22 protein-coding genes are annotated in these 19,755 nt (G+C 44.0%); 16 read left to right on the top strand and 6 right to left on the bottom strand.

Annotated features, from left to right (window positions below):
- Nucleotides 1-2 precede the first annotated feature (2 nt).
- The 4 genes from NPE20_RS21960 to nagB are packed head-to-tail and all read left to right on the top strand — an operon-like array spanning nucleotide 3 to nucleotide 5,664.
- The gene (locus NPE20_RS21960) at nucleotides 3-1,337 is read left to right on the top strand and encodes a sugar MFS transporter (protein ID WP_256540860.1); all 1,335 of its coding nucleotides are present in this window, start codon (nucleotides 3-5) and stop codon (nucleotides 1,335-1,337) included.
- An 11-nt stretch (nucleotides 1,338-1,348) separates the two neighbouring features.
- A complete protein-coding gene (locus NPE20_RS21955; protein WP_256540859.1) occupies nucleotides 1,349-2,698 on the top strand; it encodes a Gfo/Idh/MocA family protein in 1,350 nt (449 codons plus the stop codon).
- A gap of 13 nt (nucleotides 2,699-2,711) precedes the next feature.
- The gene (galE, locus tag NPE20_RS21950; protein ID WP_256540858.1) at nucleotides 2,712-3,743 is read left to right on the top strand and encodes a UDP-glucose 4-epimerase GalE; all 1,032 of its coding nucleotides are present in this window, start codon (nucleotides 2,712-2,714) and stop codon (nucleotides 3,741-3,743) included.
- Nucleotide 3,744: 1 nt separating this feature from the next.
- Entirely contained in the window at nucleotides 3,745-5,664 is a 1,920-nt protein-coding gene (gene nagB, locus NPE20_RS21945) for a glucosamine-6-phosphate deaminase (RefSeq protein WP_256540857.1), read from the top strand.
- A 58-nt stretch (nucleotides 5,665-5,722) separates the two neighbouring features.
- On the opposite strand, the gene NPE20_RS21940 is transcribed toward nagB, so the two are convergent.
- The gene (locus NPE20_RS21940; RefSeq protein ID WP_256540856.1) at nucleotides 5,723-6,826 is read right to left on the bottom strand and encodes a DNA alkylation repair protein; all 1,104 of its coding nucleotides are present in this window, start codon (nucleotides 6,824-6,826) and stop codon (nucleotides 5,723-5,725) included.
- Nucleotides 6,827-6,949: 123 nt separating this feature from the next.
- On the opposite strand from NPE20_RS21940, the gene NPE20_RS21935 reads away from it, so the two are divergent.
- From NPE20_RS21935 to NPE20_RS21910, 6 genes are all read left to right on the top strand, one after another.
- Nucleotides 6,950-7,150, top strand: a complete 201-nt coding sequence (locus NPE20_RS21935) for a DUF2683 family protein (protein WP_256540855.1) — start codon at nucleotides 6,950-6,952, stop codon at nucleotides 7,148-7,150.
- A 2-nt stretch (nucleotides 7,151-7,152) separates the two neighbouring features.
- Nucleotides 7,153-7,440, top strand: coding sequence for a type II toxin-antitoxin system RelE/ParE family toxin (locus tag NPE20_RS21930; RefSeq protein ID WP_256540854.1), 288 nt, complete (start codon nucleotides 7,153-7,155; stop codon nucleotides 7,438-7,440).
- 89 nt (nucleotides 7,441-7,529) lie between these two features.
- The gene (locus NPE20_RS21925) at nucleotides 7,530-9,026 is read left to right on the top strand and encodes a flavin monoamine oxidase family protein (protein ID WP_256540853.1); all 1,497 of its coding nucleotides are present in this window, start codon (nucleotides 7,530-7,532) and stop codon (nucleotides 9,024-9,026) included.
- Nucleotides 9,027-9,037: 11 nt separating this feature from the next.
- A complete protein-coding gene (locus NPE20_RS21920; protein ID WP_256540852.1) occupies nucleotides 9,038-9,766 on the top strand; it encodes a c-type cytochrome in 729 nt (242 codons plus the stop codon).
- Nucleotides 9,767-9,805: 39 nt separating this feature from the next.
- Nucleotides 9,806-10,666 (top strand): helix-turn-helix domain-containing protein, encoded by an 861-nt coding sequence (locus NPE20_RS21915; protein WP_256540851.1) that lies wholly within the window; start codon nucleotides 9,806-9,808, stop codon nucleotides 10,664-10,666.
- Between the two features lie 76 nt (nucleotides 10,667-10,742).
- Entirely contained in the window at nucleotides 10,743-11,459 is a 717-nt protein-coding gene (locus NPE20_RS21910) for an SIP domain-containing protein (RefSeq protein WP_256540850.1), read from the top strand.
- A gap of 20 nt (nucleotides 11,460-11,479) precedes the next feature.
- On the opposite strand, the gene NPE20_RS21905 is transcribed toward NPE20_RS21910, so the two are convergent.
- Complete coding sequence (locus NPE20_RS21905) at nucleotides 11,480-12,382, bottom strand: sugar phosphate isomerase/epimerase family protein (protein WP_256540849.1); 903 nt, start codon at nucleotides 12,380-12,382, stop codon at nucleotides 11,480-11,482.
- Nucleotides 12,383-12,430: 48 nt separating this feature from the next.
- Nucleotides 12,431-12,895, bottom strand: a complete 465-nt coding sequence (locus tag NPE20_RS21900) for a hypothetical protein (RefSeq protein ID WP_256540848.1) — start codon at nucleotides 12,893-12,895, stop codon at nucleotides 12,431-12,433.
- A gap of 170 nt (nucleotides 12,896-13,065) precedes the next feature.
- Between NPE20_RS21900 and NPE20_RS21895 the strand changes: the two genes are divergently transcribed.
- The 4 genes from NPE20_RS21895 to NPE20_RS21880 all read left to right on the top strand — a co-directional run bounded on the left by NPE20_RS21895 (nucleotide 13,066) and on the right by NPE20_RS21880 (nucleotide 16,732).
- The gene (locus tag NPE20_RS21895) at nucleotides 13,066-13,860 is read left to right on the top strand and encodes a HipA family kinase (RefSeq protein ID WP_256540847.1); all 795 of its coding nucleotides are present in this window, start codon (nucleotides 13,066-13,068) and stop codon (nucleotides 13,858-13,860) included.
- Complete coding sequence (locus NPE20_RS21890) at nucleotides 13,838-14,227, top strand: DUF3037 domain-containing protein (RefSeq protein WP_256540846.1); 390 nt, start codon at nucleotides 13,838-13,840, stop codon at nucleotides 14,225-14,227. Before NPE20_RS21895 ends, NPE20_RS21890 begins: the two co-directional genes overlap by 23 nt.
- A 165-nt stretch (nucleotides 14,228-14,392) precedes the next feature.
- The gene (locus tag NPE20_RS21885; RefSeq protein WP_256540845.1) at nucleotides 14,393-15,202 is read left to right on the top strand and encodes a ThuA domain-containing protein; all 810 of its coding nucleotides are present in this window, start codon (nucleotides 14,393-14,395) and stop codon (nucleotides 15,200-15,202) included.
- Between the two features lie 66 nt (nucleotides 15,203-15,268).
- Entirely contained in the window at nucleotides 15,269-16,732 is a 1,464-nt protein-coding gene (locus NPE20_RS21880) for a glycoside hydrolase family 30 protein (RefSeq protein WP_256540844.1), read from the top strand.
- A 36-nt stretch (nucleotides 16,733-16,768) separates the two neighbouring features.
- Here NPE20_RS21880 and NPE20_RS21875 read toward each other — a convergent pair whose 3' ends face one another.
- From NPE20_RS21875 to NPE20_RS21865, 3 genes are all read right to left on the bottom strand, one after another.
- Entirely contained in the window at nucleotides 16,769-16,924 is a 156-nt protein-coding gene (locus NPE20_RS21875; RefSeq protein ID WP_256540843.1) for a DUF4287 domain-containing protein, read from the bottom strand.
- A 94-nt stretch (nucleotides 16,925-17,018) separates the two neighbouring features.
- Entirely contained in the window at nucleotides 17,019-17,222 is a 204-nt protein-coding gene (locus NPE20_RS21870) for a DNA-directed RNA polymerase subunit alpha C-terminal domain-containing protein (RefSeq protein WP_256540842.1), read from the bottom strand.
- A 155-nt stretch (nucleotides 17,223-17,377) separates the two neighbouring features.
- Complete coding sequence (locus NPE20_RS21865; RefSeq protein ID WP_256540841.1) at nucleotides 17,378-18,064, bottom strand: DUF4890 domain-containing protein; 687 nt, start codon at nucleotides 18,062-18,064, stop codon at nucleotides 17,378-17,380.
- Between the two features lie 149 nt (nucleotides 18,065-18,213).
- Here NPE20_RS21865 and NPE20_RS21860 point away from each other — a divergent pair, with 149 nt between their 5' ends.
- The gene (locus tag NPE20_RS21860) at nucleotides 18,214-18,801 is read left to right on the top strand and encodes a TetR/AcrR family transcriptional regulator (protein ID WP_256540840.1); all 588 of its coding nucleotides are present in this window, start codon (nucleotides 18,214-18,216) and stop codon (nucleotides 18,799-18,801) included.
- A gap of 83 nt (nucleotides 18,802-18,884) precedes the next feature.
- Complete coding sequence (locus tag NPE20_RS21855; RefSeq protein ID WP_256540839.1) at nucleotides 18,885-19,625, top strand: SDR family oxidoreductase; 741 nt, start codon at nucleotides 18,885-18,887, stop codon at nucleotides 19,623-19,625.
- The last annotated feature ends 130 nt before the right edge of the window (nucleotides 19,626-19,755 follow it).

Raw genomic sequence — 19,755 nt, 5'->3', positions numbered from 1 at the left:
ATATGTCAGATACAGCAGCATTAAATAGCAGCAAATCAAAGGTAAGCCCCATTTTCCTTATCGGGATGCTGTTTTTTATCTTCGGGTTCATCACCTGGTTAAACTCGGTATTGATCCCATACCTTAAATTGGCTTGCGAGCTAACTACTGTCGAAGCTTACCTGGTAACCACAGCTTTCTACATTTCCTACTTCGTACTGGCCATCCCATCTGCCTGGATCTTAAAAGTTACAGGTTTTAAAAAGGGGATGTCGGTCGGCTTGGGTATTATAGCCGTAGGGGCATTGATATTTATCCCCGCAGCCATGACACGCTACTATGGCTTGTTCCTGTTAGGGCTCTTCATACAGGGCTCGGGATTGGCGTTATTGCAAACGGCATCAAACCCGTACATTACCATATTGGGCCCGCCCGAGAGCGCTGCAAAGCGCATCAGCATAATGGGGATCAGTAATAAAATTGCCGGTGGCTTGGCGCCGATCATACTCGGTGCTATTACCCTCAAAAATGTTGATGGGTTAAAAGAACGCCTTGATGCCATGAGCATAAACGATAAAGTTGCTGAGCTTAACGAGCTGGCATCGCGGGTTATCGTCCCTTATATTGTTATTGTGGTGGTACTATTGATACTGGCCGTGGTTATCTACTATTCCAGCCTGCCAGAGGTTGATACCGATCAGGAAGATGAATCGACAGCTATAAATAATACGGGCAAAACCAGCATTTTGCAGTTCCCGCATTTGTTGCTGGGCGTTTTAACGCTGTTTTGCTATGTAGGGGTAGAAGTTATCGCAGGCGATGGGATAATTAATTATGGTAGCATGCAAGGCATCGCATTAGAGACAGCAAAATTTTTCACTACGGGTACTCTAATCTGCATGTTGGCAGGCTATTTTATAGGCATAGCATGTATCCCTAAATATTTGAGCCAGGAAAAGGCTTTAAAAATATCAGCAATATTGGGGGTAATATTGTCGATAGTAGCAGTGTTAACAGCGGGTTATATTTCAGTTGCCGCTATAGCTTTGTTAGGTTTAGCAAACTCATTAGTATGGCCTGCTATATGGCCAATGGCATTAGCAGGCTTAGGCAGGTTTACAAAAATAGGGTCGTCATTGTTAATTATGGGGATATCTGGCGGGGCAGTGATCCCGCTGGTATACGGCCTGTTATCAGATCCTAAAAATAACTTGGGTATTATAAGTGGTAATCCAAGCTATTCGAATATTATTTTAATACCATTATATCTTATTATACTTTACTACGCTGTTAGCGGGCATAAAGTAGGGAAAGCCAAAAATTTAGCAACAGAACAATTACAATCATCAATAAAATAAAACTAAAAATTATGGATCGCAGAGAATTTGTTAGAAACACCGCCGTAGGATTGGCCGGTTTAACAATTTTGCCTTCAGGGTTATTATTCGCAAAGAATGCAGATAAGGTAAGGCTGGGTTATATAGGTGTAGGGCTACGGGGCCGTAACCACATCGGTGAGGGTTTGCTTCGCGATGATGTAGAGATAGTTGCTATTTGCGACATACAGGAAAGCTCGCTGAAATATTGCCGCGAGCAATTTGTAAAAGCTAAAAAGAAACTGCCTGTAGAATACACCGGCGGACTGGATGCTTATAAAAAACTATTAGCGCGTAAAGATATTGATGGTGTTATAATTGCTACCCCATGGCAGTTCCACAAAGACCAGTCTATTGATGCTATGCGTGCCGGTAAATATGTTGGCTGCGAGGTTATTGCCGGTATCAGCGAGCAAGACCACTGGGATATCTTGAAGGTTCATGAAGAAACCAAGATGCCTTACATGACCTTAGAGAATGTTTGCTACCGCCGCGATGTAATGGCTGCCTTAAACATGGCAAGGCAGAACGTTTTTGGCGAATTGATTCACCTGGAAGGCGGTTATCAGCACGATCTGCGTGGCATTTTGTTTAATGATGGCAAAAGCTTTAACGGCAAAGGTGGCGAGTTTGGTCCAAATACCATGGGCGAAGCACAGTGGAGAACCCAATGGAATATTGACCGCGATGGCGATATTTACCCAACACACGGTGCAGGCCCCGTAATGAATTATATTGATATTAACCGCGGTAACAGCTTTACCAACCTGGTATCGTTCTCGTCAAAATCCCGTGGCTTAAATGCTTACGTTAACAAAGTATCCCCGGGAAATAAAAACGCTAAGATCAACTTTAAAAATGGTGACGTAACTACCACCATGATCAATTGCGCCAATGGCGAAACCGTTACGCTAAGCCACGATACCCACTTGCCGCGCCCTTATTCGTTAGGCTTTAGGGTACAGGGTACCGAAGGGATCTGGATGGATGTGAATGAGTCGGTTTACATTGAAGGAAAATCTGCCAAGTACGACGAATGGGATAAAGCAAGCGTATGGTTCGAGAAATACGACCACCCGCTTTGGAAAAAGTATGAGAAATACGCGGAAGGCGCAGGCCACGGTGGTATGGACTGGTTTGTATTTAACGGGTTTGTAGAAGCTGTTAAACAAAAAAGGCAAACACCAATTGACGTGTACGATTCATTAACCATGAGCGTGATCACCCCATTATCAGAAAAATCAATTGCAGAGGGTAATGCCCCGCAAAAATTCCCTGATTTTACAAAAGGTAAATGGAAAGAGCGTAAGAACACCTTCGCGTTAGACGATAGCGGGTTCTAAGAAATAGACACACATGAAAACAAAAATATTAGTGACCGGTGGACTTGGTTATATAGGTTCCCACACGGTAGTGGCATTGCTGCGCGCAAACTACGAGCCCATAATAGTTGATAACCTGGATAATTCCAGGCTGGGCATACTTGACCAGATAGAAAAAATTACGGGCACAAGGCCGGTTTTTCATAACATAGACCTATGCGACGAAGCAAAAACTGCCGCCTTAATTAATAGTGAAAAAGGTTTAGAAGGTGTTATCCATTTCGCGGCCCACAAAGCGGTTGGCGAATCGGTAAGCGAGCCGCTGAAGTATTACAGGAACAACTTTAATTCGTTGATCAGTATTCTAAAGGCATTTGAAGGGCGTAAGTTAAACCTGGTGTTCTCATCATCGTGCACCGTTTACGGTCAGCCGGATTTGTTACCTGTTAGTGAAGCCGCCCCGGTTAAAACTGCCGAATCGCCGTATGGTAATACCAAGCAGATAGCAGAAGAGATCTTACAGGATGTTGCTAAAGCAGATAAAACAAAACAGATCATTTCCCTGCGTTACTTTAACCCGGTAGGTGCGCACGAAACCGCCCTGATAGGCGAGTTGCCTGCAGGCGTGCCGCAAAACCTGGTGCCTTTTGTAACGCAAAGCGCTATTGGCAAACGAGGTCCGATCACCGTTTTCGGTGCTGATTATGATACCCCGGATGGCAGCTGTATTCGCGATTATATCCACGTGGTAGATTTGGCCGATGCCCATATCGCAGCCCTTAAATTGCAGGAAAGCGGCAAGCTTACCGGTAACTATGATGTATTTAATATAGGCACAGGTAAAGGTTATACCGTGCTGGAGCTGATAAATGCCTTTGAGCAAACCACTGGTGTAAAGCTCGACTACAAAATAGGCGAAAGACGTGCCGGTGATATCATCAAAGTTTGGGGCGATGTTACCAAATCGCGTGAGCAACTGGGCTGGGAGGCGAAATTTGGGATAAAGGAAATGATGCGGTCGGCCTGGGCCTGGGAGCAATATTTACAAAACAATCAGATCAACTAAGATGCTACTTAATTTATTAGAAGAAACCCGGTACGAAAAAGTACCTGTAAAAATATACGACACGGATAACGAGGCCAGCCTTGATGTAGCCAAGCGCATAGGCACCATCATCAAGCAAAAGCAAGCCGAAGCCAAAACCGCTGTACTGGGTTTGGCTACTGGTGTATCGCCCATAAAAGTTTATAAAGAACTGATAAGGCTGCATAAGGAAGAAGGTCTGAGCTTTAAGAATGTGGTAGCCTTTAACCTGGATGAATACTATCCTATTCAGCCGGATTCGGCCCAAAGCTATGTGCGCTTTATGAAGGAAAACCTGTTCGACCATATCGATATTGATATGGCCAACGTGAACATTCCTGATGGTACACTGGCAGAGCAGGATATAGCGGCGTTTTGCCTTGCCTACGAACAAAAAATAAACAGTTACGGCGGCATAGATATACAAATTTTAGGGATAGGCCGTACCGGGCACATCGGTTTTAATGAGCCGGGTTCGGCGCCAAACTCGGGGACCCGTTTAGTGACCCTTAACGATCTTACCCGTCGCGATGCATCAAAAGATTTTGGTGGTAAAGAGAATGTGCCAACCAAAGCTATTACCATGGGGATTGGTACCATTTTCAAAGCCCGCGAAATTATTTTAATGGCCTGGAATGGTAAAAAAGCATCCATCATTAAAAAAGCTATCGAAGGTGTAATATCGCCCGATGTACCGGCTACTTACTTGCAAACATCAGATAACGTAGAGTTTGTTATTGACCGCGACGCATCTGTCGACCTCACCCGCTTTGATACCCCATGGCTGGTTAAAGATTGCGTTTGGGGCGATATGCTGATCAAAAAAGCCGTAATATGGCTCGCCAAAACCCTTAATAAACCCATCCTGAAGCTTACCGAAAACGATTATAACAACAACGGTATGGCACAGCTGGCCACCCAACTTGGGCCGGTTTATAATATCAACATCAGCATATTTAATAACATACAGCATACCATTACCGGGTGGCCGGGCGGCAAGTTTAATGCCGATGACAGTCAGCGGCCCGAGCGCGCTACACCAGCTGTAAAACGTTCTATCGTTTTCTCGCCACACCCGGATGATGATGTAATATCAATGGGCGGTACCTTCATCCGCCTGGCGGATCAGGGGCATGAAGTGCATGTGGCTTACCAAACATCGGGTAATACCGCGGTTTGGGACGATGAGATGCTGCGCTATGTAGAATTTGCAATGGATTTTGCCAAATCACAATCGCAGGATGCAGCCTATCTGGATGGCTTGTATAAAAACATGGTTGAGTTTCTGAAAACCAAAAAACCAAACCAAAGCGACACCACAGCTATACGCACCGTTAAAGGATTGATCCGCAAAGGCGAGGCCATTGCGGGCGCAAGGCTTGCGGGTTTAAAAGACCAGCGCATCCACTTTATGGACTTGCCATTTTACGACCGCAGCAAGTTTGAGAAAAATGTATCTTTTGAGGATGATATTCAACAAACCATGCAGTTGCTGCAGGAGGTGAAACCTCACCAGATATTTACCGCCGGCGATTTTGCCGATCCGCATGGTACGCACAAGGTATGTTTTGAGATAATGCTGGAGGCCTTTAACCGCCTGCGGCAGATAGAAGACTGGACAAAAGATTGCTGGATCTGGCTTTACCGCGGTGCATGGCACGAGTTTGAGATCCACGAAATTGAAATGGCTGTGCCGTTATCCCCGCAGGAAGTAGAACGTAAACGCCTGGCTATATTTAAACACCAATCGCAGAAGGACATCCCTGTATTCCCGGGGGATGACGCCCGCGAGTTTTGGGTGAGGGCCGAAGATCGCACACACGAAACCGCCCGTTTGTATAATGAGCTGGGGTTGGCAGAATACGAAGCTATTGAGGCTTTTGTTAGATGGAAGCTTGATTAAAAGAACTCCCATATCTATGATTAAAAGCGGATGACCGAAAGGTTATCCGCTTTTTTATTTAAGCAAGCAGTTCAAATTTGCCTGTAGCTTTTTCCTCGCCATTTATGATCAGCGCAATTTTATGCATCCCCGGGTAAAAGGTGCGGGTGGTTATCAGTATAAATTTATGTTTGCGGGTAATAGTAAATGATTCGCCCGGCTGAAAGATCCGTTCGCTTATTTTGAAAACCTTCTTATTCAGCTTGCCATTTTTCATGAGGTAAAAAATAGCGTATTCTAACCTTATTTTTTGTTCAACAGCGTTGGTATTGGCCACAGTGAAAACAAACTCCAGGCTGTCGCCGATCTTTACTTTCGGGCTGAGGACTTTAAAATCTGACAAGTCAATACCATTAGTATGCAGGCCATAATGCGCCAATATTTCGGTGTGGCCCTGCTTTAATAAGGTGCGGCTGCCGTGTTTGATAATGGCATCAGTTTCTTTGCTTACACCACTCCAGCGGGCCGCTATTTCCAGCACCACTTGCGGATGATCTTTGGCGATATCATTCAGGTTATTGGCAACGCTTCGCCTAACCCATTCAGATGGATCGGCTTTTAGGTTTTCCAGTATCGGCAATATAAGAGAAACATCTTTCTTTAACTCGGGCACAGCCATCGCCCATGGTAAACGGGGGCGACTGCCTTCACTTGCCAAACGGCGTACCTTATAACTCTCGTGTAACGACCATGCCTGCATCTGCTTCATCATAGGCCCGGTATATTTGAGCAGGAACGGGCGTACAGCAAATTCGCAGCTTACAAATTGAGTGGTAAACTCCAGGGCATCAACCGAAGTTTCATAATCATCAATGCCATAAACCTCAATATAATCGGGCAGGAACATGTAGGCCAGTCCGTCCTCGCCAATACCTTTTTTTCTGAGCAGGGTAATCAGGGTTTTTATAAAGGCAATATCCTTTTTAAAATCACGAGGCATAAAGTTGTGCAGCGTTTTTACGGTATGCCGCATGCGCTCCTTTAACTCCATGTTCTCAAACTCTGGTGTATGAATTTGTTGAGTGAATTTTTGCTTATCAAACCCGGGCAATACTTCTGTAAGGCAGTCTGATAATTTGTTATAAAACGAGGGAGAGTAAAGGTCTTTTAGTGGGCTGGCCATAGGCGTAAAAGTACATCAATAATAATTTACTGTAAACCCGCTAATAAATAAATGATGGTGCATTGACTATTATAGCGCTATGAAGATTGCATTGAGTTGTTTTTAGAATTATTATATTTGTATATGGATGCATTGATTGTTTACCCGGAAAATAAAGAACAATTAACCGCTTTAAAGGCAGTTATGAAAGCAATGAAGGTTTCGTTTGAACAAAAAAGTATTGTTTATCCAGACCGTGTAATTGACGGAGTAAAGGAATCTTTACAACAAGCATCAGAAGGCCAGCTAACATCTTTTACCGGTAGCCGTGATATGCTAAATTAAGCATGGGTTTAGAAATATTTTATACCCCACGGGCAAAAGAAACATTCCAATCTACTTACAATTTTATTCATAACAAGTTTGGTGTTAGCGCAGCAAACAAATTTTTGGTAAAAGCTGATAAAGCAATTTATTTGTTGGCAGATCATCCTTTAATGTACAAGGTTTCGACCATTGACCCAAGTGTTCGGATAGGATTAATTACCAAGCAATGTTCCCTTTTTTACCGGGTAACAGACATATCTGTTCATATTTTATTTTTCTGGGATAACCGTCAGGAGCCAATAAATTAAGTTAGGTTGGTAAGCTTGGCGTTACAACTTCATTTTTTTATATTGCGATAACCAATAGCCTTTTAAGGCACATTCGCTTTATAAATATCATGGGTATAAAAAGAAGATCGTTCCTTAAAAATACATTGATAGCCGGTGCAAGCGCCGGTTTGGTCCCACAGTTTTTACAAGCCAAAAATACCGAAAGCACGGGCTTTATACCTTCCGATATCCCCTTATCGGCCGCAGGCAAAAAGGTAATAGTTGCTGGGGCGGGTATTACCGGCCTTTGCTGTGCTTATGAGTTAATGAAGGCCGGCCACGATGTTACAGTACTTGAGGCATCGGGCAGGTATGGCGGGCATGTTTTTACCGGCAGGGATGGCCTGTCTGACGGTTTATACGCCGATTATGGTGCCGACCATATTACCAAACCCGGCTACGAAAAGTTCTTTGATTATGTAGATGAGTTTAAACTTACCGTAATACCCTACCCAAACGCGGAAGGATCTGAAGCGGCGCCTAACGGCCATGTACTGAAAATGATAGGAGGCAAGTTTTATACCGAAGAAATGTTGAAAGACCCGGCGGTACTTACCAAATTTGGCTTTAACGATAAGGAGGTTAAATTTCTTTCGCAGAACCCGTCGTACGCTTTAAGCTCGTTATATATTAAGCCCTATCTTTTAAAATTTAAAGACCCATACCAGCCTTTCGGGGTTGGGTATGATGATTATGATAAATTCCCGATTGCCGAGATCTTTAAAAAAGAAGGTGCGTCGCCGGCCGCACTAAACTGGTTAGGTGGCTCGCATACCTCCGCGCTTTATTATTTGTGGCGTGCCTATATCATGGAGCAACGGAACATCCCGCTATCCGAAGGAGATACCTTTCACCTTAAGGATGGTAACGAACAATTGCCCATAGCTTTTGCCAAACGCCTGGGTGCACGTTTAAAACTAAACCACCCGGTATTGGGTATTAAGCACGACAGTAAAGGAGTAACCGTTAGATACAAAGCTTTTGGTTTTGAAGAGGAGAAGGAAATGATTGCCGATGTATTGGTTAACTGTATCACCCTGCCCATATTCAAAAACATACCGGTAACACCTGCTTTATCGCCCGCAAAACAATACGTGGTTGATAATATGGCTTATTCATCGCACCCTTTTTATGTGTTTGAGGCCAGCAGCAGGTTTTGGCTTGATGATGGTTTCAAAAGCATCAACATGCAGTTTGAACACCCCGATATTTCATCTATTTGGGAAGAAACAAACCAGGTGGATAGTAAGCGCATAGTGCTGAAAGCTTACGGCCCCGGCGGACTTTCGCCGCAACGGGTTTTGGCCGCGTTCCGCGAAGTGTATCCGGGTAAGCATGATACCATTGAGCAGGCCTTAACAAAGGATTGGACAAAGGATAAATTTGCCCCGGCCTGCGAGATGGAAGCCTTCCCGATAGGGGAGATGAATAAATTTTGGCCGCAATTGATGATGCCCGAAGGCCGCATCTATTTTGCAGGTACTTATGCTGATAATATGAGCCGCGGTATGGAATCCTGCATCCGGTCGGCACAACGGATAGCGCATGAAATTAATAAATTATAAGCGGTTTATAAATGAATAAAAGGATTGGATTGATTTACGGAGGTGTTGTTTTCTGCCTGCTTTTGTGTTCGTTCATACTTCCTTTCAAAAGGCTTCAGCAACAAAACCAAGCACCTGTTGTGAAGATCATCGTCCCAAAAACTAACGGCAACTTTGATTGGGATACACAAGTAAACTACCAAATAAGCGTAGCCGATAAAGAAGACGGCGATTCTAAATACGAAGAAATAAATGGTATGGAGGTACTGCTTGAGGTGAAATATGCCGGCAGCAAAACTAAATTGCCTGCAACAGTCAAGGCCGTGCCGGATGCGCCGGGATTAGCAGTGATACGTACCTCAAACTGCTTCAATTGCCATAGTTTTAATTCAAAATTAATTGGCCCGTCCTTTCATGATATCGGCGTAAAATACCCGGTTACAGCCGCGAATATCGATCTTTTGACTAAGCGCATCAAAGAAGGTTCGGCAGGGATCTGGGGGAAGGTAAGCATGCCAACCCATCCGGAGCTAACTACCGAGGAAGCGGCCAGCACCGTAAAATGGATCTTAAAACAGGCCAATGACCCCAATGTAAGTTACTATACCGGTACCGAGGGCTCTTTCCGTACCAGGCCGGCCGGAACGGAGAAAAAAGGCGCTTATATTTTAACTGCCAGCTATACCGATCATGGCCCTAAAAGTGCGCCGGGCAAGCAACGCCTGCAGGGGCGGGATGTAGTTATACTTCAAAGTAAATAAGGCTAAATATTCGCTGCTAATATTACATTTGCCTTTATCATGAAAGATATCCCTGTACATCAGTTGAAGAAAAGGGGCAACGTTGGCCTCGAGATATGGCGCTACTATGCCGGGGACATAAGGCCTAACAGTGACGAAAAAGGGGTGATGAAAGCCCATCGCGATGATCACTATATATTTTTTGTAGTAGACGCGGGCGATGCGGCCTTAATGATAGATTTTGATGAAGTAACCTTTTTCCCTAACGCTTTATATTACATTTTGCCGGGGCAGGTGCATAAGGGTATAAGCGACGAGCGGGCTGCAGGCTGGTTTTTAGCGGTAGATACCATGCTGGTGCCACCCGATTGCCGTAAGGTGTTTGAAGGGCAGCTGGTATTACAAAAACCGCACATGTTAGATGATATGCAGATGAAGCAATGCATGGATCTGCTCTCCTTATTATACCAACGATTTTTAGATTACGAAAAAAGCACCTTCAACGTATCGGTGGTGCATTCGCTTTTGCAATCGTTTATTGGTATTGCTGCCGGTTGTTATGCCGGGGTCAATAATACCGCTATACAGGTATCAAGGCCGGTAGAGCTTTCGCAAATGTTTAAGCAATTACTGGTTGATAATTACGTGGCCATAAAAAGCCCTTCGGTTTATGCGGGTATGCTCAATGTATCAGAAAGCTATTTGAACGAGGCCTTAAAAAAGACAACCGGCCTTTCGGTAAGTTACTGGATCCTGAACGAGGTGATGCTGGAAGCTAAACGGTTGCTGTATTACAGCGAACAAAATGTTAAAGGAATTGCACATGTTTTAGGGTATGACGACCATGCTTACTTTTCGCGCTTATTTAAAAAAGCCGAAGGGATCACCCCATTAACATTTCGTGCTACTTACCGTAAATAGTCCAATCATTACCGCATAGTTGCCATTGTTATGTGATGATTTACCACGTTTCTTTGTAGTCTTAAATTACCTACGCATGGAAACATCCACATTACAAAAACTAAAAAGAAAAGCCGGGGAGCTGTTCGAATCCCGGCTGCTGCAAACCGGTACCGTTCTGGAAGTACGGCCCTGGACACCATCAACCTTAATTGAAATTGATTTACACTTACCGCTTGTTGATATGCAGCAATGGGAGCAAGTACCATATATTAAATTCAGGGTCGACAATTTTACCTTTCGCGATTATACCCCATCTGGCTGGGATGCCGATACCCACACCTGCACCATATATGTTGACGCAGTACACAATGGCCCGGGCAGTAAATGGGCACGCCAGTTAAAAAAGAACGACACTATCAGCTACATCAAAAAAATAGGCTTTACGCAGCACCAGCCCGACCAAACATCGGCAGTAATTGCGCTGGGCGACGAAAGCAGTGTTGGCCACTTACTGGCCCTGCAAAAAATGGTATTGCCACATACCCGTTTCTCGGGCGGCATAGTCATCGGCGACGAAGAACACCGCAAGCTGTTTCACGAATATTTTTGGTCGCCAATTGAGCCGGTGGCCCGTAAGGACGTTTACGGACACAATAGTTTAATGGAGTGGGTGCTTAAGCAGCAATACAGCCTGGAGAATACCATTTTTTACCTGGCCGGGAACAATACAATGGTAGCCCAACTGCGTAAATTGCTTAAACAGCAGGGCTATCCATCATCACAAATAAAAATACAGGGCTTTTGGTCATAACACCTGCAAAAAGGTAATGCCTATATAGAAGGGTACAGGTTGTTTTTTACATACGCGGCGCTGCGTTTTACATTACTCATGGCATCGGGTATGTAATTATTTCCCTGTTCAACAAACAGGTGTTTGGCGCCCGCCAGTTGATGGTCTTTTAATATGGTTTTAAAATCGATAGTGCCGTCGCCTACGGTTGTGTGCAGCTCACGGTCGGTTTTATCCATATCTTTTATATGCAAAATGGCAAAACGACCGGGTTGTTTTTTAAACCATTCAACCGGCGCAACCGGCGAGGAGTGGCTGGTCCAGTAAAGGTCCATCTCCAGCTTAACCAACGCGGGGTCGGTTTCATCTAAAATGGTGTTATAGCCAATTTTGCCGTCGTGGTTTATAAATTCAAAATCGTGGTTATGGTAAGCCAATTTAAGGCCGCCCTTTTTTATTTGTTCGCCAATGGTGTTTAATGTGCTTGCAAGGCGTTTAAACTCGTCCATGTTGCGGTATTCGGGTGCAAGCCAGGGCCATACAATATAATCCTGTTTCATTATGGTAGCACCCTCAATACATTGGTCGACATATTTGGTGAGTGCGTCCTTTTTATCCTTGGCGAAAAACTTATCCAGGTCGTAATGGCCGGCCGGGGTAGTTAGGTTACAATCGTCCATTAGCTGCTTAGCCTGTTTTGGTTCCAACCCCCAGTAGTATTTATTACTGCCGTAATTAAAGCCGTAGGTTTCTACCTCCTGGTAGCCATAACCGGCAACACTGGTTAATGTGCCCCGCAGATCTTTTTCCATCGCTTCGCGGATAGTGTATAATTGCAGCCCCACTTTAAATTTAGCCTTAGGGGCAGCAAAAGGAATTGCCGGGATGGCCATTGCCGCCGAAATAATGCCGCTTTGCTTTAAAAAGGTTCGTCTTGTACTCATGATAGGTTTAGGGTTAAATTAATAGGGGAATATTGTAAATAACAAAGCTTATTTCTGTTTTACGTAAGTCTCTATTATTTCGTGGTTTATATTCAGGCTATCAATTTTTTCAATACCCTTTTGTATCAGTGTATCATTTTTAAACTGAACGGTAAACTCAAAATCGCGGCCTTCCCATTCGCGGGCATTTAAGTAAGCCAGGTGCTCGGTGTATTTGTCGCCTTTAAAATCGTAGGTGCCCCCGCCTGCGGTGTAGGTAGCATCTTTGCCCTTACCTTTACTTAGATCATGTCTCATAAAAGCAAAGTGGGTAGCGTTCAATATTTTTATCATTTCCTGGTTTGGAACGGGGTAATCTTTAACGGTATCGCCTTTGGTAACGGTTACGGCAGATATCAGTTTCCAGGTGCCTATCATGGGCGAAGCGGGGCCTTCGGCAATAGTAGCTGTAGGTTTTTGCGTGCACGATGCCAGGGCAAGTGCCGAGAAAAGAAATAATCCGGTAAGTTTCATGAGATATGTTTTGAGGTTTAATTAAACGCTAATATAAGCGCAACAACTGTAAATACAAGCGTGTAAACTATATAAGCAACTAATGATAAGCATAATAAAGAAGTTTAGCCGCGTAACGTATGGTAAACCTCAGCAAAAGGATAAATCCCTATATTAGCATCACTAATACTATGATCAATACACTGCCCGAGTTACGCACCGTTAATGTTACCCGTTATGTTACGCCATTGCGCGAGGGCGGTTCATTACCTGCCATTGCCGAAGCCGACGACGGATTTTTATACGTACTAAAATTTAGGGGCGCAGGGCAGGGTCCTAAAGCCCTTATTGCCGAACTGATAGGTGGCGAAATTGCCCGCAAGCTTGGTTTTAAGATCCCCGAGTTGGTGTTTGTGAACCTGGATGAAGCCTTTGGCCGCACCGAACCGGATGAAGAGATCCAGGACCTGCTGAAGTTTAGCGTTGGCCTTAACCTGGCGCTGCATTATCTTTCGGGCGCTATTACGTTCGACCCAACCGTTACTTTTGTAGAACCCAAACTGGCTTCGCAAATAGTGTGGCTGGATGCCTTATTAACCAACGTTGACCGCACCGCGCGCAATACCAATATGCTGATGTGGCACAAAGAGCTTTGGCTGATAGACCATGGTGCTGCCTTATATTTTCATCACAGTATGGAAAAATGGGAAGAGCAGGCCGTACGCCCTTTTGTGCAGATAAAAGATCATGTATTGCTCAGAAAAGCAGCTGAATTGGAAGCGGTTGATGAAGAATTTAAAGTGTTGTTAACACCAGATTTTATACAGTTTGTTGTTGACCTGATACCGGATGCCTGGTTAACAGATCGCTCGTTTGAAACCGAGGATGAGCAAAGGCAGATCTATGCTCAGTTCCTGAACACCCGATTAGAAAACTCAAATATTTTTGTAAAGGAAGCCCAAAATGCAAGATCGTCACTTATTTGAGTATGCCGTTATCCGCGTTGTACCAAGGGTGGAGCGCGAGGAATTCCTGAATGTGGGGGTGATATTGCTATGTACTAAGCAGAAGTTTTTAAAAATGAAGTATAGCATTGATAAAGACCGTCTGCTGGCCTTTTCAAAAGATCTGGATATTGATGCGCTCGAAGAAAATCTGTCGTCCTTTCAACGAATAGCTATCGGCGGCAAGGATGCCGGTCCTATAGGTGAACTGGATGCTGCATCTCGTTTCCGCTGGTTAACGGCCACGCGCAGTACGGTGGTACAAACCTCAAAAGTACACCCGGGTTTTTGTTTGGATGGCGAGGATTCGCTTACGCGATTATTTGACCAGTTGGTGAAGGAATATTAGCGTATATATATTGAGCTGAGGCGGCGTACTCAATCGTTTTCGCAGAATAAAATATAGGGTATGTAAAATCTACACTATATATGCTAAATTAGCTCTACAAACCAATATAATTCCAACTTCATGATATCCTTCAAGATAAAGGCTTTGGCACTTTGTATTATATGCATGTGCCTGCTAAACAGTGCCTGGGCGCAAACCAAAACCGGGTCGCCTAAATTTAAGGTGATAGCATTTTACACCGCTAAAAACGACCAGGCGCATATCAGCTTTGTACACGAGGCCAATAAGTGGTTCCCGGCGATGGCTAAGAAGTATAATTTCAGATACGATTCTACCAGTAACTGGAGCAACCTTAACGCTAAGTTTTTGGCCAAGTATAAAGTGGTGATATTTTTAGATACCCGCCCCGATAATGCCGCGCAACGTACGGCTTTTGAAACCTATATGAAAAATGGCGGCGGCTGGATGGGTTTCCATTTCGCGGCATTCGCGCTCACCCCTTCAGATTTCCCGCAAAATTGGGACTGGTATCATAACGAATTTTTAGGATCGGGCCAGTATGGCAGCAATACATGGCGGCCCGTATCGGCCGTTTTAAAAGTGGAAGACAGAATGCATCCGGCAACAAAAAATCTGCCCATGGTATTCAAGTCATCACCAAACGAATGGTATCGCTGGGAAAAAGACCTCACCAAAAACCCTGATATAAAAATACTGGCATCTATAGATCCGGCAAGTTTCCCACTCGGCACAGGCCCTAAACCGAATGAGATATGGCATAGTGGATATTACCCGGTGGTATGGACTAACAAAAAATACAGAATGATCTATATGAACATGGGCCATAATGATATTGATTACGAGCATAAAACTAACAAGGACCTGTCGCAAACATTTGGTAACCCGGTGCAGGATGAACTGATCCTTGACGCGGTATTATGGTTGGGCAGCGGCAAAAAAGCCGGCACAAAGTAATAACCCGCAATAACTAACAGATTTAATAATAACTGATTTTTAACCCCAATAAACCTTCAGTCTCAAATGAAGAAAGGATTTTTACTCGCCGGCCTTGTATGCTTGTCAGCAAGTGTATTTAGCCAGGCACCTGCAGCCAAAAAGAAACTGCCGTATTCGGCCACCAATAAAACGGTAAAAGTTTATGTTACCGAAAAAGGTTCGAACAAAAGGCTTGCCGCCAATGGTGAGTTGAAATTTTCATCGAACCCGCAACCGCCCGAAACAGAAACGGTAGTTTTTGTTGACCCCGAGAAGAAGTTTCAAACCATGCTGGGCATAGGGGGTGCATTAACCGATGCCGTTGCCGAAACATTTTACAAGTTACCAAAGGATAAGCAAACAGAACTTTTAGAGGCTTACTATAACAAAACCACGGGCATTGGCTTTACATTGGCCCGTACCAATATACAAAGCTGCGATTTTAGCAGCGGCAGCTACAGCTATGTAAGCAATAGCGATAAAGCATTATCAACCTTTGATATCAGTCACGATAAAAAATACCGCATCCCGTTTATAAAAGCGGCAACTGCTGCCGCGGGTGGTAAGCTAACCCTATACGTATCGCCATGGAGCCCGCCGGCTTTCATGAAAGATAACAACGATGTATTGCACGGCGGAAAATTGAAATCCGAGTTTGCGCAAAGCTGGGCAAACTTTTATGTGAAGTTTATAAAAGCGTACGAAGCACAGGGCATCCTAGTGTGGGGCTTATCGGTACAAAATGAGCCTATGGCAACCCAGAAATGGGAATCGTGTAAGTACACCGCCGAAGAAGAGCGCGATTTTGTGAAGAATTATTTAGGCCCAACACTTTGGAAGCAAGGCATGAAAGCTAAAAAACTGATAGTTTGGGATCATAACCGTGATCAGCTGTACCAACGTGCAAGCACCATTCTGGAAGACCCCGCCGCTGCCAAATATGTTTGGGGGATTGGTTTCCACTGGTACGAAACCTGGACAGGTGCCGGGCAAAACTTTGAGAACGTTCGCCTTACACACGCTACCTTCCCTGATAAGAACCTGATATTTACCGAAGGTTGTGTAGAGAAATTCGATTTTAACCGTTTAAATGACTGGGACCTGGGCGAGCGCTACGGTCTTTCGATGATAAACGACTTTAACGCGGGTACCGTTGGCTGGACCGACTGGAACATCCTTTTGGATGAAAAAGGCGGGCCTAACCATGTGGGTAATTTCTGCTTTGCACCCGTACATGCCGATACACGCAGCGGGCAGTTATTGTACACCAATTCTTACTATTACATTGGTCAGTTTTCTAAATACATACAAGCAGGCGCAAGGCGCATAGCCAGTTCTGCCAGCAGGGATAAGCTGTTAACCACCGCTTATATGAACCCTAATGGTTCAATAGCCGTAGTGGTAATGAACCGCACCGATGAGAAGATAGAATACAGCTTATGGATAAAAGGCAAAGCCGCCAAAACCGTAAGTGAGCCACATTCAATAGCTACTTTGGTAGTACAATAACATAAAAAATAGCCTCCAAATTGGGGGCTGTTTTTTTTATTCGCTATCCTCGTTCTTGATCCCCTTAAGCAGAGCATAAATGGCCATTGCATGGCCGTGGCCCAATTCAAAATCTGCTTTAAGCCAATTGGTAACATCGCCGGCTTTTGCGGTTAGTTCGCCGTTTTTGGTAAAGCCTTTTTCTTCAGCCATTGTCCTGAAATCTGCCGGGCCTTTCCTGTTTTTTGTTTGATGGTGTTAAGGTATGCTTGGAATGACATATGAATGTGTTATAAGTTGTTTATGATTATTTGGCGAATGAAAGTCCCTTATCCGCCATGGCTTCCTTTAAAACAGGGAGAGTACTTTTCCCGATGCCATGCAGCTTCATCAATTCCTTTTCGGTTAGTTTGGCCAATTCTTCCAGGCTATTAATATCGGCATTTGCCAAAGCGCGCTGTGCAGGTTTTGCCAGTTTGCTAAACGGGTGGTTTTCTTTTGCTTCTTTCATTGCCTTATTGCTTATAACAAATTTACATCCTTGCCGCAAATCCCATAAGGGGTATAAACGACTATTTAAAGGGTATTCGCGACTTTGTTTATCAAAAAAAAGCGGGCAACCATATTGGCTACCCGCTTATCACTCATCACTCACTCACAAAAAAATTATCCGGCAGTAGGCGCTTTCGCAGCCCTTCTGTTTTTCATTCTTTCTTTTAACTGGGCTTTAAGCTCAGTATATGTTTTTTGCTGATCTGCAGTTAAAACTGTTTTCAGGTCGGCATCTGTTTGGGTCATTATCGCTTTACGGCTTTCACGATTCGCTTTACGGTCGGTATTAGAACGGTTAGCTTTTAAGCTGTCCATCTGTGTAGCACGTTTTAACAAAATAGTGTTCACTTTAGCATACTGGTCTTGCGAAAGGGTTAACTTTTGCTGAAGAACTTTTGACATACGCTCTGCTTTTTGCTCGGGTGCTACATTATGCCCGCCACGTTTGCCATGCATCCTGCCTTTAAAGCTTGCTTTTAGGCTTGCATAAGTAGTTTGCTGCCCGGCAGTTAAAACAGTTTTTAAACTGGCGTCTGTATTAGCCATTATAGCTTTACGGCTTTGCATGTTTGCCTTACGGTCGGTGCTGCGGTGGGCCTTCAAGCTATCCATTTGTGTAGCGCTCTTAGTAAATATCGCGCTCACCTTAGCAGACTGGTCTGCCGACAAGGCTAATTTCTTTTCCAAAACCTTAGTCATGCGTTGTGCTTTTTGCTCTGGCGTTTTATGTGCCCTTTGGGTTTGTGCCTGGGCAAATGCAACAGATCCGGCCAGGAATATCATTAAAAGTAATTTTTTCATGTTTCTTAATTTTGATGTATTGACAGTATTTGGCTACCCAAGGTTTAATGAAGCTATCGTCACATTGTCATTACAGTAACATTTAAAATATTTACTATTGCAATACCGACCGAACGGTCTATATTTGTCCTGTCGAAACAATCAAGATCATGACAAAGGCAGAAAGAACCCGTCAATTCATTATAGAGCAATCGGCTCCCTTGTTTAACACCAAAGGTGTTGCAGGTACAGCCATGAGCGACATTATGGAGGCCACCAAAATGGCCAAGGGTGGTTTGTATGGTCATTTTGAAAGTAAGGATGAATTATCGCATGCGGTGGTTGATTACTGTTTAAGCAGTTTAGGTGAAAAAATAACTGCCGCGATAAACAAGGGAAAAACAGCAAAGGAGAAACTATTTGCTTACCTTGATTTTATAAGCAAAACCGAAAACCCACCATTACAGGGGGGCTGCCCAATGATCAACTTTGGTATGGAGGCCGATGACACCAGTGCCGCCATCAATCAGAAAGTAAAACAGGGCATGGAATGGTCTGTAAATAAGATTACCGGTATCATTATAGAAGGAATTGGAACCGGCGAGTTTTACGCGAACTGGAACGCGAAAGAATTTGCCATCAAACTTTTTTCTATGACAGAAGGAGCAATTGTAATTGCACGTGTTATGGGTAACAACTCGCATATGCTTACGGTTATAAAAATGCTCAAAAATGAAATTGAAGAACAGGTGATCTAAACCTTTTTTTATGGCTTAAAATAGACCGAACGGTCGATAAATGATATTAATTGAATAATCACAAATACTAAACATAAAACAAAATGAAAAATCAAAAAGTAGCCCTTATAACAGGGGCCAATCGTGGAATAGGTTTCGAAACTGCAAAACAGTTAGGCGAACAAGGTGTAACCGTAATTTTAACAGCACGCACATTAGAAACAGCAAACGAAGCTGCCGACAAACTGAAACAACAGGGCATTGATGCTTACGGTATTAACCTGGAAGTTACCAATGCTGGCGACCGCAAAGCTGTAGCCAAATACATTGAAGATAAATTTGGTAAGCTGGATATCCTGATCAATAATGCGGGGGTAAATGCAAAAGACTCTGGCCTATTTGAAGCCCGTACCATTGAAACTACCGAAGAAGAATTTCAGTATGTATTTGGTACAAACTTATTTAGCGTGGTGTTTTTAACAAAAGAATTGTTGCCGCTGATCAAAAAGAGCGAAGCAGGCCGTATTGTAAACCTGTCGAGCATATTGGGTTCGCTTACCTTACATGCCCAAAAAGATAGCCCTATCGAATCCCTTAAGAAACTATCATACGATGCTTCTAAAGCCGCGCTTAATATGTTTACAAACCACCTGGCTATTGAACTGGAAGGTACCGGTATTAAAGTAAACTCGGCACACCCGGGTTGGGTAAAAACACCGCTTGGTGGCGATAGCGCCCCTATGGAAATTGCCGACGGCGCTAAAACCAGCGTGCAGCTTGCCCTGATAGGCGAAGATGGCCCTAACGGAAAGTTTATCCACTTAGGTGAAGAATTACCCTGGTAAGTAAATTATGAATCGTCCTGAAATAAGTTGACAGATTTTACGATAGTCCCAGTTACGAGAGTAGCTGGGATTTTTGTTTATAAACACTTTGTGGTGTTTTCATTTTCAAAGATAAGTGTGGCCGGCGATT

It is taken from the genome of Mucilaginibacter aquariorum, assembly GCF_024498135.1.
Classification (GTDB): Bacteria; Bacteroidota; Bacteroidia; order Sphingobacteriales; family Sphingobacteriaceae; genus Mucilaginibacter; species Mucilaginibacter aquariorum.
This window is presented reverse-complemented; position numbering and strand designations above follow the sequence as displayed.